The following is a 12,504-nucleotide window of genomic DNA, read 5'->3' on the forward strand; positions in this document are numbered from 1 at the left end:
AAAATCATCAATTATTTTAAATTATAAAAAACATAATCTAATTATTAATTTATTTACCTTAAACAATATATAAAGAGATTTAACACAACTTATTAAATTTCAATGGACTAAATTGGGCAGATTGATAATGTTTGGGGGTTTAAAATGAATGTCAAAGCAATAGGTTTGGTTAATTCACCATTTAAGGTTAAGATGGGATCTCCTCATCAGGGTCGTTTTTCAGATGAAATGAGCACTATAACAATTTTCAAAGAGTATGAAGATGCACTGGAAGGAATTGAGAATTTTAAGAATTTTATGGTGATTTACTGGATGGATCGTGCTGATTCTGTTTCTTTGAAGGTGGTACCTCATGGTAAAAAAGAGAAAAGAGGGGTTTTTTCCACAAGGGCACCGGTGCGGCCAAATCCTTTGGGATTATGTATGGTGGAACTGGTGAAAAAAGAAGGAAATATTCTAACTGTTAGATGGCTTGATGCCCTTGATGAGTCACCAGTACTGGATATTAAACCATTCGTACCTGAAATTGATTGTCCCTGATCCAAGATTTTAACTTTTTATTTTGTTAACTTTATTTTCTTGTTAACTCTTTAGTCTCCCAATCAGTTTAATTTTAGTCTCCCAATCAGTTTAATTGGATTTTCATTCTCTTATGTTTTCCTGATTTCTTCTGGCAATTTATTTATCATTTCTTCTGGTAATTATTTATCATTTTCCTTAAATTTACCCTCTAATTTCCGGGGTATACCGATTTAGGGATTAAAATCAATAAATTGCCTTAATTTTGCACTAACCTGTAGTAATTTAACATAATCATCTAATCTTACTCTATTAATCCATTTTATCCTCATTAATCATTTTTTAGGAGAATTTTAAAACTGGAATATTTAAAATAAAATTTTTTATAGTTAGTGGTTATAAAGAAACTTACTTATATTTAGTATATCAATATAACAGAAGGATATAAAAAAGGGAATTTATGGTTTTTCCCGATTTAATTAAAATAATTTTAATAGATATATTCTTCATTTAAATGATGGTTCAAATGTAATTTTGAGGAGAGGGGATTTTGGACTTCAAATTAGCTGCAGAACTTACCAGGCAAATAAAAAAGTAAAAGGAGTTATTTCTGTAATCTATCCTGGTGCTGCAGCATCTAAAACATTAACTGGTACCGATCTACTGGTGATTTATTCAAATAAATCAGAACATTCGTTCCAGAAGGTTAATGACCTTTTGGCTGGAAAATTCCAGGTAAAACATGTCACCCTTGATGAGTTAGGGAATAATCCTGAATTTAATGCAGCTTTAAGTGGGGAAGGAGTTCTCCTTTATGGCAGGGCAGTGAATATAACTGCAGAGGATATGCAGTTAAAATCACGCGTTATTTTAACTTATAATACTACCAAAATGAATCAGAATGATCGGAATAAACTTAACCGGGCTCTTTATGGGGGTATATCCACTTACCGAAAGAAAGGGGAAAGAATTGTCAAGGAGTACCCCGGTATAATCAGTAAGATCAATGCACAGAAATTGGGTAAAGGAGTTTTAATGGTGGATCGTTTCAATTCATCCCTTATAATCCAAATTTTAAACACATTTAAAGCCCAATGGAAAGAAATCCCTGTCTGGACTTATTAAATTCCCATTTATGTTTTAAAATTTCATGATTTTAATCTTTTTACTTGAAACGTAGAGTAAATAAAGAAATTTACTGTAAAACTGGGTGTTATTGAAACATTATTAGTGATGTAAAACGGGTTGTAATGAAAGTAGATAGTGATAAAAAAAATAATAGGGAGATAAATGACTTTTGTCTGGATCTGCATTAAGGAGATATTTTCAACTAATGGGGGATGATATGTTGAAAAAAACCTTAAAAGAAATGTTTAAATGGAATTCAAAAACAAATCTGGATGATGAAACTGTTGAATCTATTTTGAAGGATGAAAATATTGTTATAAGTCCGGATACTCAAAGGGAGGTTAGAATTCCACCGGGCCAACACGAAGATAAAAGATGGCCTGTATTACACGCGGGTTCAGTTAACAGAGTCGATCCATCCCAATGGAAGCTGAAAATTTGGGGTCTGGTTCAAAAAGAGAGGGAACTGGATTTTGCTGATTTCATGGCCCTTCCACGGGTTCAAGTTTTCTCAGACATACACTGTGTCACTACCTGGTCCAAGTTAAATAATTTATGGGAAGGAGTAAGCACATCCACCATTAAAGAACAGGTGGAAATACTCCCTGAAGCCAGATACGTCATGGTACACGCTCATAAAAATTTTACTACCAATCTATCCCTGGATGATTTCTTCGCCAGTGACGTGCTACTGGCAACCCACCACAATGGAAACGCCTTAAATTCCAAACACGGAGGACCAGTGAGATTAGTGGTTCCCCGATTATATTTCTGGAAAAGTGCTAAATGGGTTACAGGACTGGAATTTATGGCAGAGGATAAAAGGGGTTTCTGGGAATCTACTGGTTATCATAACCATGGTGACCCCTGGAAAGAAGAGCGTTACAGCTGGCAGGAAACAGATCTTAAATTATAAATCTAATCTTAATATAACTCCAATTTCAAATTATAACTCTAGTCTCAAAAATAACTAATCTCAAAATGTGAATCTTTCTCAAAAATATAATTACAAGGATAGAACACAAGAGAGGTCTATTTGAATGAAAGTATTGTTTGTTGAACCACCCAAGGTATTCTGGTTTGTAATGGGAGAATACATGCCCCCACCCTTAGGAATACTCCAGTTAGCATCATACTTGGAGTCTAAAGATGATACATGGGAAATTGAAGTGGTAGATTCCCAGGCGGAGGGGTTTGGCTGGGAAAAACTGCAGCGGCACCTGGAACAGGCTGAAGCAGATGTGGTGGTAGTCAGTGCCCTGGCAACCTGTAACACTTTCACCATCTTAAGAACACTGGAAATAGCTAAAAAGGTTAATCTTGAAGTTAAAACAGTGGTTGGTGGTCAGCATTTCACTGCACTGGCAGATGAGAGTCTTTCTACCTATCCAGAAATTGATTTTGTAGTGCGTGGTGAGGGAGAAATCACCCTCTATGAACTGGTAAAAAGTCTGGAAAATGACCAATCACTGGTAGATGTTAAAGGATTATCCTTCCGGAATGGTTCAAAAATCATCCACAATCCACCCCGTCCATTTATCAGTAACCTGGATGACCTTCCATTCCCGGGTTACCATTTTGTTCAACAGCATATGAAGAAGTACAACTTCAAAATGATGGCCTACTCCGGTGCAGGATACGCCCTGGTGGAAGCATCCCGTGGATGCGCCTATAAATGCACATTCTGCTCCCAGTGGCAGCACTGGGGAGGTAAATGGAGGCCAAAATCCCCAGTTAGAATCGCCGATGAAATGGAACACATCTACCATGAATACGGTATCACCTTCTTGTGGTTAACCGATGATAACTTTGGTCTGGGTAAAAGAACCAGTGCACTGTGTGATGAATTGATTAGCCGTGGACTTTCAGAGAACTTAACCTGGTTCATGCAGGCTCGAAGTGATGATATCATAAAAAATAAGAAAAACCTCCCTAAAATGAGAAAAGCGGGTAACTACTGGATAATGGCCGGTTTGGAGCGACATGATAACCAGGTGCTGCAGGATTATAATAAAGGGATCAAATCCAGTGATGCCAAGCTTTCCATGGATCTATTGAAGGAAAATGACATTTTTTCCCAGGCAACACTCATCACCGGTGACCGAAAGGACTCCCATGAATCAATCCAGGGGTTACGGGATTTTGTTAACTACGTGGATCCGGATTTAGCAATTTTCATGATCCTGACTCCATTCCCTGGAACCGAGCTTTATGAAACTGCCAGAAAGCAGGGATGGTTGGAAGAGGATAACTGGGCCAACTACGACATGGTACATGCAGTCATGCCCACCGAACATTTATCCCGGGATGAGGTCCAGGAAGAACTTTACCAGTGCTACCGCAGTTTCTATGGTAGCATGAGGCGGAGAATTACCGGTGTGTTTTCACGTAATAAATTCAAAAGACAAACTTATCGTTACATGGCAGGCCAGGGTCTCCTGCAGGCATTGAGGGATCTGTATTGATATCAAAAATCCCGTTAAGTAAAAAGATATTCCTGTTAACTACAAAGATATTCATAAACCAGTTCAGGGAAAACAATTTTAACATTCAAAACATTTTCCTCATTCTAATTTCATTTTCAGGAATTTTTTTCCTGGTAGCAATGTACTTATGGTCGCCTCAATCAACTGCACCTTCAACATCACATTACTCCCTTAACAAATCAATTATATTACTCCTTTTCATTTTGATCTGTTTTTTAGGGATTTTTGCAGCCCTCTACCCTTCAAAATGTAAAACATTACTGAAATTTCAAAATGATTCCAAGCAAAAAACCAGTCAGGGTAACATACAGTCTAAGCAAAAAACCATAAATCAGAGTAATATACAGTTTGCAGGCCACCACCCTGATTGTGGTAAGTTTTCTTCACACACATTAACCATTAATGGGAAAAAATATTGCCCTGGCTGTTTTGGTCTTTCTGTAGGTGCATCCATTGCTATTGTAGGAATGGTGGCTTACTATTTTATGGCATATCCTTTGATTGGATATACTTCAATCTACGGGGAAATATCATTCTGGATTGGGGTCTGCACTGTATTTACTGCATTGTTAATTATTATATTCTTAAACGTAGGGATAAAATTGAAATTTATTTCCAACATAGCACTGGTCACCGGATCCTTTCTAATATTAGTGGGACTGGATATTGTTAAAGGAAATTTAATAACCGAATTATATTTCATTATATTGGTTATATTCTGGATTTTAACCAGAATTGCAGTTTCTGAAACTAGCCATGAAACAATATGTCAGGATTGCCTGAAAAAATCGGCCTGTGTTTATGAATAATACATTTAATATCGTATTTAATCTTAACTCTACGTGTCAGGTGTTTTTAGTTTAACTGGCCACAAAATTCCCAGCTATAATCAAAAAAAATTCCTTAACTACTAAATATTCTAACGATAAATATTTCTGTTGTATTGTGATACATGAATATTATTCTTACTTATATGGTGATACAATATAACTTCAATATAACTTCATGTATGGGGCACAATTTCTGTTATATTAGGTTAATGAATTGTAAATGGGTTACATTAGAATTAGTGTCTTAGATTGGATTAGTGTCTTAGATTAGTGTTTAAATCGATAGTGTATTAGATTAGAAGGAGTGTCTTAAATGGGTTATTTAATCTGTGATAAATGCGGGGGTTATTATGAACTTCAACCTGGAGAAAAACCAGAAGATTTCAGTAATGAATGTGAATGTGGGGGAGAATTAATTTACTCAGATACTTTTGATGTTATCGAAGAAAATGAAGGTGTTTATACAAGTAATGAGGGTGTTAGTGGAGCAGGTAATGAAGGCCTTCATGCAAAACAAATTGATGATGAAAATAATGAAGATGCCGATGTTATGGATGTTTCTTCCAATGGAGAAGATCTTATAATTAATGACCTAAGTAAAACATCTGAAGATTATAAAACTTCGTCAAATAAGCCCGTTGAAAATTATAATGCTTCATCAAGTAAAACCCTTGAAGATCATAATGTTTCATCAAGTAAAACCCTTGAAGATCATAATGTTTCATCAACTAAAACCCTTGAAGATCATAATGTTTCATCAACTAAAACCCTCGAAGATTTCAGAGCATCATCAATGGACAAAACATATGTGAAAGAAATTAAACTGGCAACACAAGTGCAGGAAATATTGGAAACTAAAGGACATTATATAATTAAGGGAAATGGGAATTCAAAATTTATTAAAATCCTTAAGGAAGGAATAGAAACTGATGATGGGCAATTAATCCGATTTAAGAATATTATCAATATTGAAGATAGTTTAGAGGGCAACAGTAAACTAAAAATCAGTTCAGAAAAATCCGGTCTAGGTAACTTGATTTCAAACGGTTATCAAATATTTTCCCCAAGAAAGGTGACCTTAAAAATCAAACATACTGATGGTGAAATTGAATTAAAAGATGTTAAATCACCTGATGCAAAAAGATGTGTTAGCTTCCTAAAAAGAAGGTTAAATAAGAATAACTCATAAATAGTAGTTGGGAGCCATAATGTTAATTAGGAGCATTATATATGAGTAGAATTCTCTTTGATCATACAGAATATTTATCTAGATCACATTTTCTTTGGGTAGGATTATTTCCAGTAACATTTTTATGATTTGTTAAATAATGGTGGTTGAAGTGGTATCTAACGAAGAAATAAAAAGGAAACTTGCTGAAAAGAGGAACCCTAATAGAAGGAGTATAACCGAAAGTGGGACGGTTTCTAGTGAGGAACTGAAGGAAAAGTTCAGGGCAAAAAGAAATAAACAAATCGAAAATCACGGTTATCTGGTCTGTGATACCTGTGGTGGATACTACCAATTAGAACCAGAGGAGTCACCTGATGACTTTAGTGATAAGTGCGAATGTGGTGGAAAGTTAAAACACTCAGAAACAGTCAACCTCAATCAAGAGCTTTAAAACCTTAATAAACAGTTTTTATACTTTAATTGAATTTAAAGTGGTTTGAGAATAAAAGGAAAAAATTAATGATTATCTCCTTTTACTGGAACTGTAAATTGCACCTACTACTATCAACAGACCTACAATGATGATAATTGCGGGCCAGATATAATTCCAAATGTTCTGGAATCCTGTAAATGATGCCACACCTATTAAAATTAATATAATTCCACCTATAAGTGGTCCAATTACATTACCGTGGGGAAGTCCGAAACATTCATTCCTCTGACGGTAATATCGATCATCACGGTGGTGGTGACGGCGTCTTCCATCATAATCATCCCTGACATCCCGCAGTGGTTCTCCACATTTAGAACAAAATTCAGCATCATCATCATTTTTAGTACCACAATTATGACAGTAAACCATGAAATCACCTCTAATATTTGTTGATTAAATTATGTTATTATTGGTTTAAAATATTTCCTCTAAAAACCATTTCCCTTAATCCATTTCATCCATATATTTCAGGATATTATCGCAATTAATATAATCCTGGCATTACTGGATTAATCATCAATTTACTAAACAAATAATTACAGTAACTGGAAAATACATGAAATCCCTGTCCTTGAACAGCATAATCATGTTTTAAACACCCCTTACCAGATCTAATTATATTATTTCTAATTGTTAATTAATCTTCAAACATCATAATTATCTATTGCCCTTAATTATCTATTACCCTTAATTATCTATTACACTAATTTATCCACTTTAAATGTTCGCAGGCGATTCATAGCTGCAGCAATCTCGTACCTACGTGGTTTTGTAAGATTGTGGGGTCGTTCACGCCCAGGTGGAGTCAAAAAATCAAGTCCTTCATCATTGATCTGCTTTTCAAGATAATCCAGAACACCGGCCAGGGCACTGTTTTTAGAATCATTTTTACCTGAATTTCCATTACAACTTTGTACACAGGTTTTATGGAACTGGTAAAGAGCGTAACTGATGGCCCTTGTCTGTCCGGATTCAACCAGCTGCTCTACCTGGGAAAGATCAACAGTTTGAGAACCAATAATCAGATTAAAAACACCCCTACTATCCAGTTTCAATCGTTTTCCTTTATACGGTTTGATGGATCCAGGATGAGGATAACGCTGAGTGTAACCGAATTTACCCTTAGATTCTGTTTCACGTTTATCTGGCACCTCTTCTGAAACCCTCCGGGCCTCCATGGTAACGTTATGGGGCTGGTAATTATCCATCATAATCACAGTATCTGCCTTCTGGAAATAATCACCGGATCCACCCATTACCAGTACTGAAGAAACTCCATGGTCCATGTAAAGCTCATCAACACGGTCAATAAAAGGTGTTATGGGTTCTTTATCCTTTTTAACCAGACGCTGCATTCTTTCATCTCGGATCATGAAATTGGTCGCGGAAGTATCTTCATCAAATAAAAGAAGCTTCGATCCTGCTTCCAGTGATTCAATAATGTTGGCAGCCTGTGAGGTAGAACCAGAGGCATTTTCCGTGGAAAAACTACTCGTATCCCCAATTCCAGGAGGATTATGTATAAAACTACTAACATCAACCTTTTCAACACTACGCCCATCTTCGGCCCTGATTTTAACCGCATCTGCCCGTGTAACCACCTGCTCTCTGCCATCTCCAGGTATATGGTTGTAAACACCCAGCTCCACAGCCCGGAGTAAAGTGGACTTTCCATGGTAACCTCCACCCACAATAAGACTAACACCTTCTGGAATCCCCATACCTATAACAGAACAGTCCTGTCCTGTTTCCATAGCAACCTGGAGTGATAGTGGTGATTTGAACGGCAAAGCATTAGAAAGTGGCCTATCTGAAACACCACTTTCTCGGGGAAGAACAGCACCATCTACAATGAAAGCCACCAATTCATGCTCTTTAAGCTGGCTACGCATGTACTCAGCATCTTCAAAACTTTGAACATGGTGGATTAATTCATCTGAAGGAAGATTCTCATAAAAACATGAACCGGAAACAATTTCGGGTAAAATCTTCATCAATATCCTCTGAGCTTCACGCCCCATTATTCTCCTGCCCCTTGCGGGTAAACCCAGCAGGAAACGAATCTCCAACTTATCTGGACTGATATTCACACTGCTGCGCTGGAGTATTTCCTGATTACCTGCATCAATATGTATAATACCACTTTTCCCACTTCCTCTTTGGTTGTCTGTGAACTTTCCAATACTCTTCCTGAAGGCCCGGGAAATGTAATCTTCCAGTGCTATCTTCCGGGCACTGTTCTGGTGAAGTTCGGCAGGGAATGAATTCTCATAAACTTCCACTACTAACCGTGAAGGGCTGGCAAAGGGATCCCTCTGCACGTGTTGAATTGTGAGGGAAAAGAAATCAAAATCATAAGTACCCTTAAGATCCAGATACGCTTTGTATCCTCTTCCATCAATTCGATTTAAAATGGAGACTATTTTTTCTTTCTGTTCCATGTTACTGATCTGTGTTAAATTTATATTTACAGATATGGCTATTTTACAGAATACTTTTTAACTACCTTATGAAAATGTATAGTAATGGCTAAATTACGTTTAGGTCATGATCGAACTTTTGCTACCACAATGTTCATTAAAGGAGTTTAAGGGCAATGTCAAAAACCACATTAAAAGACAGGATTCACACTATCAGAGATTACCTGGCTGGGGATGAAGAAGTTCCTATTATGTACATTCATGCCATTATGGCTATTATAGGCAGTGTAAGTGTTCTTTTAATTCTACAATTTCATGAAATGCCAATGTCCTCAGTGCAGCACAGTCTCCTGGTGCTGGTGGAAAAAGCATGTGTGATAGTGGTTATTGCCTATGTGGTGAGCCGTTTAAACGTTTTCACCGAGGTTTTGGAGGGGAAGTTCACCATTAAAAATCAGGCCATTCTTATCCTCATTTTTGGGGCAATTTCCATCTTTGGAACTTATTCAGGAGTGGAGGTTTTCGGGGCCATGGCCAATGTACGGGATCTGGGTCCCATGGTGGCAGGTCTCATAGGAGGTCCTATTGTGGGACTGGGTGCCGGTTTAATTGGTGGATTGTACCGTTTGAGTTTGGGTGGTTTCACAGCAGTACCCTGTGCCATCGCCACCATACTGGCCGGACTATTTGCTGGTTTAATATTTCTCATTAACAAACGCCGCTTTGTGGGAATCTTCTGGGCGGTGGTTTTTGCGGTTTTAATGGAAGCACTGCACCTTCTCATTAACCTGGCCATTGCCAAACCATATTACATGGCACTGGCAGTGGTGGAGGAGCTCACCATACCAATCATTGTATCCAATGCACTGGGAATGTTCATATTTGCATTTATTATCTCCAACCTCCTCCGGGAAAGGGAAACAATAAAGCAGAGGGACCTATATTTTGATGAACTGGAACGTAAAAAACATGAACTTAAGGTAGCCAGTAAAATCCAGAAGAGCTTCCTACCTGAAGAATTACCATCCATCCCAAATTTTAGTGTTGCGGCTTTGAATATCCCTGCACGTGAAGTTGGGGGTGATTTTTATGATTTTGTATCCATATCACCTGAAAAAACTGGTATTGTTATTGCGGATGTTACAGGGGATAGTTTCCCAGCATCACTGCTCATGGCACTTTCCAGAACCATAATCAGGGGAGAAGCAAAAAATCAGAACCCTCCCGCTCTTTTAAAATATTTGAACAACCTGATTGCAGTTGACATTGGTCCTGAAATTTTTATAACTATCTTATACGGTGAACTGGACTCTAAAACGCAGTGTTTTACCTATGTTAATGCAGCTCACAGTCCTCCATTGATTTTCAGGAACAAAACAAACCAGTTAAGCGAGCTTGTAAAGGGGGATAAATCCCTGGGCCGACTGGAAAATATTGAGCTTGAAAAACACCAAGTGAAGCTTGAAAATGATGATTTACTATTATTCTATACTGACGGGGTTATAAAAGCTTTAGAAAGACCAGAATCTTCAGGGAAAGAACTATTGGGACAGATAATCATTCAAAATCATGATCTTTCACCATCAAAGATTTTAGATGTTATTAAATCAAAAATAGATTCATATGATGTAAATTCTAATGACCTGGTTCTGGCAATACTAAAAGCTGATTAAACATATTAAAAGTTGATTGAAGATAATGATAAAGTTAAATTCACATATGCTCTCTTAATTTTCTTAATGATATGATTAAATTATAACATGGTTTCCAGAAGGATCTTAATCCCGATTGCAATCAGGATCAATCCTCCTAAAACCTCAATTTTGCTTCCGAAAAGATGTCCTGCTTTTTTTCCAATGTAAACTCCTATAAATGATAGCAGGAAAGTTACCAAACCAATAATCAGGATGGGTAATAGTATAGGTGTGTTTAAAAAGGCAAAGGTTACACCAACTGCAAAGGCATCGATACTGGTAGCAACTGACAGAATTAAAATATCTCGGATGGAGAAAACCCTGCATACATCCTCATCTTCGTCTTCTTCTCGTAATCCCTCGTAGATCATCTTTCCCCCAACTAAGGCAAGCAAGATGAATGCAATCCAGGGTGCCCAGACTTCAACCAGTGCAGCTAACTGTTCTCCTGCCAGCCAACCAGCTACTGGCATTAAAGCCTGGAATGCTCCGAAGAATATGGCAATGGTAAGGGCGTACTTCAGGTTACATTTAAGAATCATTCCCCTGGTGATGGATACACTGAAGGCATCCATGGCCAGACCTACTGCCAAGAAAAACATTGAAAAAATATCCATATCTAATTCCTGTGCGCACACCACTTATATGGTTATGCTTCATAAAAACCGATTATAAATTCTCAATATGTTAAATATTTTAAGTTAAATAAGTCTCATTAGTTAAATAATTCCCATTAGGTTAATTAATTCCATAATATGTTAAATATTTCCAGTACGTCATGGAGAATTTAATGGAAAAAAAGATTAACCATCAGGAAGTATTTTAATCCATACTCAGTTTCGTACAATACTTTATTTGATTTAAGAATTTTTTATTTTTTAAATATATGCAACGATTTCCTGGTGATTTTAATTGGATCCTAAAGATAATCAGCAGAAAGATGATGAAAAAGAGAATGAAAATGAGATTATTACCCTTTTGAAGAAGGGTAATGAACTTTTCGCCCAGAGAAGTTATAAAGCCGCTCTTTTATACTTTGATGATGCACTGGTACTGGACCAGGATAATGCTAAGATATGGGATATTCGTGGGGTTGCACTATCTCGCATTGGACTGCTGGATGAAGCCCAGGAATCCTTTGAGGTAGCACTTGATCTTGAACCCGATAATGCCCAGGCATGGTCTAATCTGGGAGTTTTATATGCATCCCGTGCCCGTTTTGATGAGGCCATAAATTCATTTGACCACTCCCTGGAACTGGAAAAAGATAACGATGGGGCCTGGAATAATCGTGGGTCTGCCCTTTTTGGTTTGAAAAAATATAAAGAGGCCCTAGAATCTTTCACAAAGGCCACGGAACTCAACCCAGATAATGCTCAGGCATGGGCAGGTAAAGGTTCAGCCCACAACTTCCTGGATGAATACTCTGAGGCAATCGAGGCACTGGAACGCTTCATACAGCTTGCATCCGCCACCTTTTCTCCTCAAGTCGAAGAAGCATGGGCATTGATTTTTGAGCTGAAAATGAAAGTTGCTGAAAACAGGTCAACAGAAAAAGAATAATATTTTAAATCATAATCTTATTATTTCATAGTAAATAGAAACTTCCAGAGAATAAGTGGGGTTTGTAGGGGGGAAAAATGGCTTATCTCTGGAAGCACGTTTCTGGTTTCAACCAAAAATAGAGTTGAAGGTAAAGGTTGAAACCTATGGGTTTTGGTGTGTACTAGACACACATGCATATCTACTGATATTCTACTATT

The 12,504-nt window shown here is 37.3% G+C and carries 12 protein-coding genes; 9 read left to right on the forward strand and 3 right to left on the reverse strand.

The genetic code is table 11. The features are described 5' to 3' along the window. The first annotated feature begins 144 nt into the window (after positions 1 to 144). From tsaA to A994_RS03085, 7 genes are all read left to right on the forward strand, one after another. Entirely contained in the window at positions 145 to 540 is a 396-nt protein-coding gene (gene tsaA / locus A994_RS03055) for a tRNA (N6-threonylcarbamoyladenosine(37)-N6)-methyltransferase TrmO (protein WP_004029805.1), read from the forward strand. Positions 541 to 1,053: 513 nt separating this feature from the next. Then, complete coding sequence (locus tag A994_RS03060) at positions 1,054 to 1,644, forward strand: hypothetical protein (protein ID WP_004029806.1); 591 nt, start codon at positions 1,054 to 1,056, stop codon at positions 1,642 to 1,644. A gap of 220 nt (positions 1,645 to 1,864) precedes the next feature. After that, positions 1,865 to 2,563 carry a sulfite oxidase-like oxidoreductase gene (locus A994_RS03065; protein ID WP_237739691.1) on the forward strand — a complete coding sequence of 233 codons (699 nt, stop codon included), beginning with the start codon at positions 1,865 to 1,867 and terminating at the stop codon, positions 2,561 to 2,563. A 124-nt stretch (positions 2,564 to 2,687) separates the two neighbouring features. Beyond that, positions 2,688 to 4,112, forward strand: a complete 1,425-nt coding sequence (locus tag A994_RS03070; RefSeq protein WP_004029808.1) for a B12-binding domain-containing radical SAM protein — start codon at positions 2,688 to 2,690, stop codon at positions 4,110 to 4,112. Then, entirely contained in the window at positions 4,109 to 4,942 is an 834-nt protein-coding gene (locus tag A994_RS03075) for a hypothetical protein (protein ID WP_004029809.1), read from the forward strand. The genes A994_RS03070 and A994_RS03075 overlap by 4 nt, the downstream gene beginning before the upstream one ends. A gap of 334 nt (positions 4,943 to 5,276) precedes the next feature. Next, positions 5,277 to 6,152 (forward strand): hypothetical protein, encoded by an 876-nt coding sequence (locus A994_RS03080; RefSeq protein ID WP_004029810.1) that lies wholly within the window; start codon positions 5,277 to 5,279, stop codon positions 6,150 to 6,152. Positions 6,153 to 6,303: 151 nt separating this feature from the next. After that, positions 6,304 to 6,585 carry a protease htpX gene (locus A994_RS03085; protein WP_100222245.1) on the forward strand — a complete coding sequence of 94 codons (282 nt, stop codon included), beginning with the start codon at positions 6,304 to 6,306 and terminating at the stop codon, positions 6,583 to 6,585. A 72-nt stretch (positions 6,586 to 6,657) separates the two neighbouring features. On the opposite strand, the gene A994_RS03090 is transcribed toward A994_RS03085, so the two are convergent. Together A994_RS03090 and A994_RS03095 are read right to left on the reverse strand one after the other, a co-directional pair. After that, positions 6,658 to 6,996, reverse strand: a complete 339-nt coding sequence (locus A994_RS03090; protein ID WP_004029812.1) for a zinc-ribbon domain-containing protein — start codon at positions 6,994 to 6,996, stop codon at positions 6,658 to 6,660. A gap of 329 nt (positions 6,997 to 7,325) precedes the next feature. Beyond that, a complete protein-coding gene (locus A994_RS03095) occupies positions 7,326 to 9,068 on the reverse strand; it encodes an ABC-ATPase domain-containing protein (protein WP_004029813.1) in 1,743 nt (580 codons plus the stop codon). Positions 9,069 to 9,223: 155 nt separating this feature from the next. Here A994_RS03095 and A994_RS03100 point away from each other — a divergent pair, with 155 nt between their 5' ends. Then, positions 9,224 to 10,720 (forward strand): PP2C family protein-serine/threonine phosphatase, encoded by a 1,497-nt coding sequence (locus A994_RS03100; RefSeq protein ID WP_004029814.1) that lies wholly within the window; start codon positions 9,224 to 9,226, stop codon positions 10,718 to 10,720. Between the two features lie 80 nt (positions 10,721 to 10,800). Here A994_RS03100 and A994_RS03105 read toward each other — a convergent pair whose 3' ends face one another. Then, positions 10,801 to 11,343 carry a manganese efflux pump MntP gene (locus tag A994_RS03105; protein WP_237739692.1) on the reverse strand — a complete coding sequence of 181 codons (543 nt, stop codon included), beginning with the start codon at positions 11,341 to 11,343 and terminating at the stop codon, positions 10,801 to 10,803. Positions 11,344 to 11,653: 310 nt separating this feature from the next. Between A994_RS03105 and A994_RS03110 the strand changes: the two genes are divergently transcribed. Continuing rightward, positions 11,654 to 12,304 (forward strand): tetratricopeptide repeat protein, encoded by a 651-nt coding sequence (locus tag A994_RS03110; RefSeq protein WP_004029816.1) that lies wholly within the window; start codon positions 11,654 to 11,656, stop codon positions 12,302 to 12,304. Positions 12,305 to 12,504: the final 200 nt, after the last annotated feature.

The organism is Methanobacterium formicicum DSM 3637 (assembly GCF_000302455.1).
GTDB classification, from domain to species: Archaea; Methanobacteriota; Methanobacteria; order Methanobacteriales; family Methanobacteriaceae; genus Methanobacterium; species Methanobacterium formicicum_A.

What these genes read in the sequence shown, in the direction of transcription:
- A994_RS03065 (WP_237739691.1), top strand. Translation starts at nt 1,865, where the DNA reads ATGTTGAAAAAAACCTTAAAAGAAATGTTTAAATGGAATTCAAAAACA.
- A994_RS03105 (WP_237739692.1), bottom strand. Translation starts at nt 11,343, where the DNA reads ATGTTTTTCTTGGCAGTAGGTCTGGCCATGGATGCCTTCAGTGTATCC.
- A994_RS03090 (WP_004029812.1), bottom strand. Translation starts at nt 6,996, where the DNA reads ATGGTTTACTGTCATAATTGTGGTACTAAAAATGATGATGATGCTGAA.
- tsaA (WP_004029805.1), top strand. Translation starts at nt 145, where the DNA reads ATGAATGTCAAAGCAATAGGTTTGGTTAATTCACCATTTAAGGTTAAG.
- A994_RS03070 (WP_004029808.1), top strand. Translation starts at nt 2,688, where the DNA reads ATGAAAGTATTGTTTGTTGAACCACCCAAGGTATTCTGGTTTGTAATG.
- A994_RS03080 (WP_004029810.1), top strand. Translation starts at nt 5,277, where the DNA reads ATGGGTTATTTAATCTGTGATAAATGCGGGGGTTATTATGAACTTCAA.
- A994_RS03095 (WP_004029813.1), bottom strand. Translation starts at nt 9,068, where the DNA reads ATGGAACAGAAAGAAAAAATAGTCTCCATTTTAAATCGAATTGATGGA.
- A994_RS03100 (WP_004029814.1), top strand. Translation starts at nt 9,224, where the DNA reads ATGTCAAAAACCACATTAAAAGACAGGATTCACACTATCAGAGATTAC.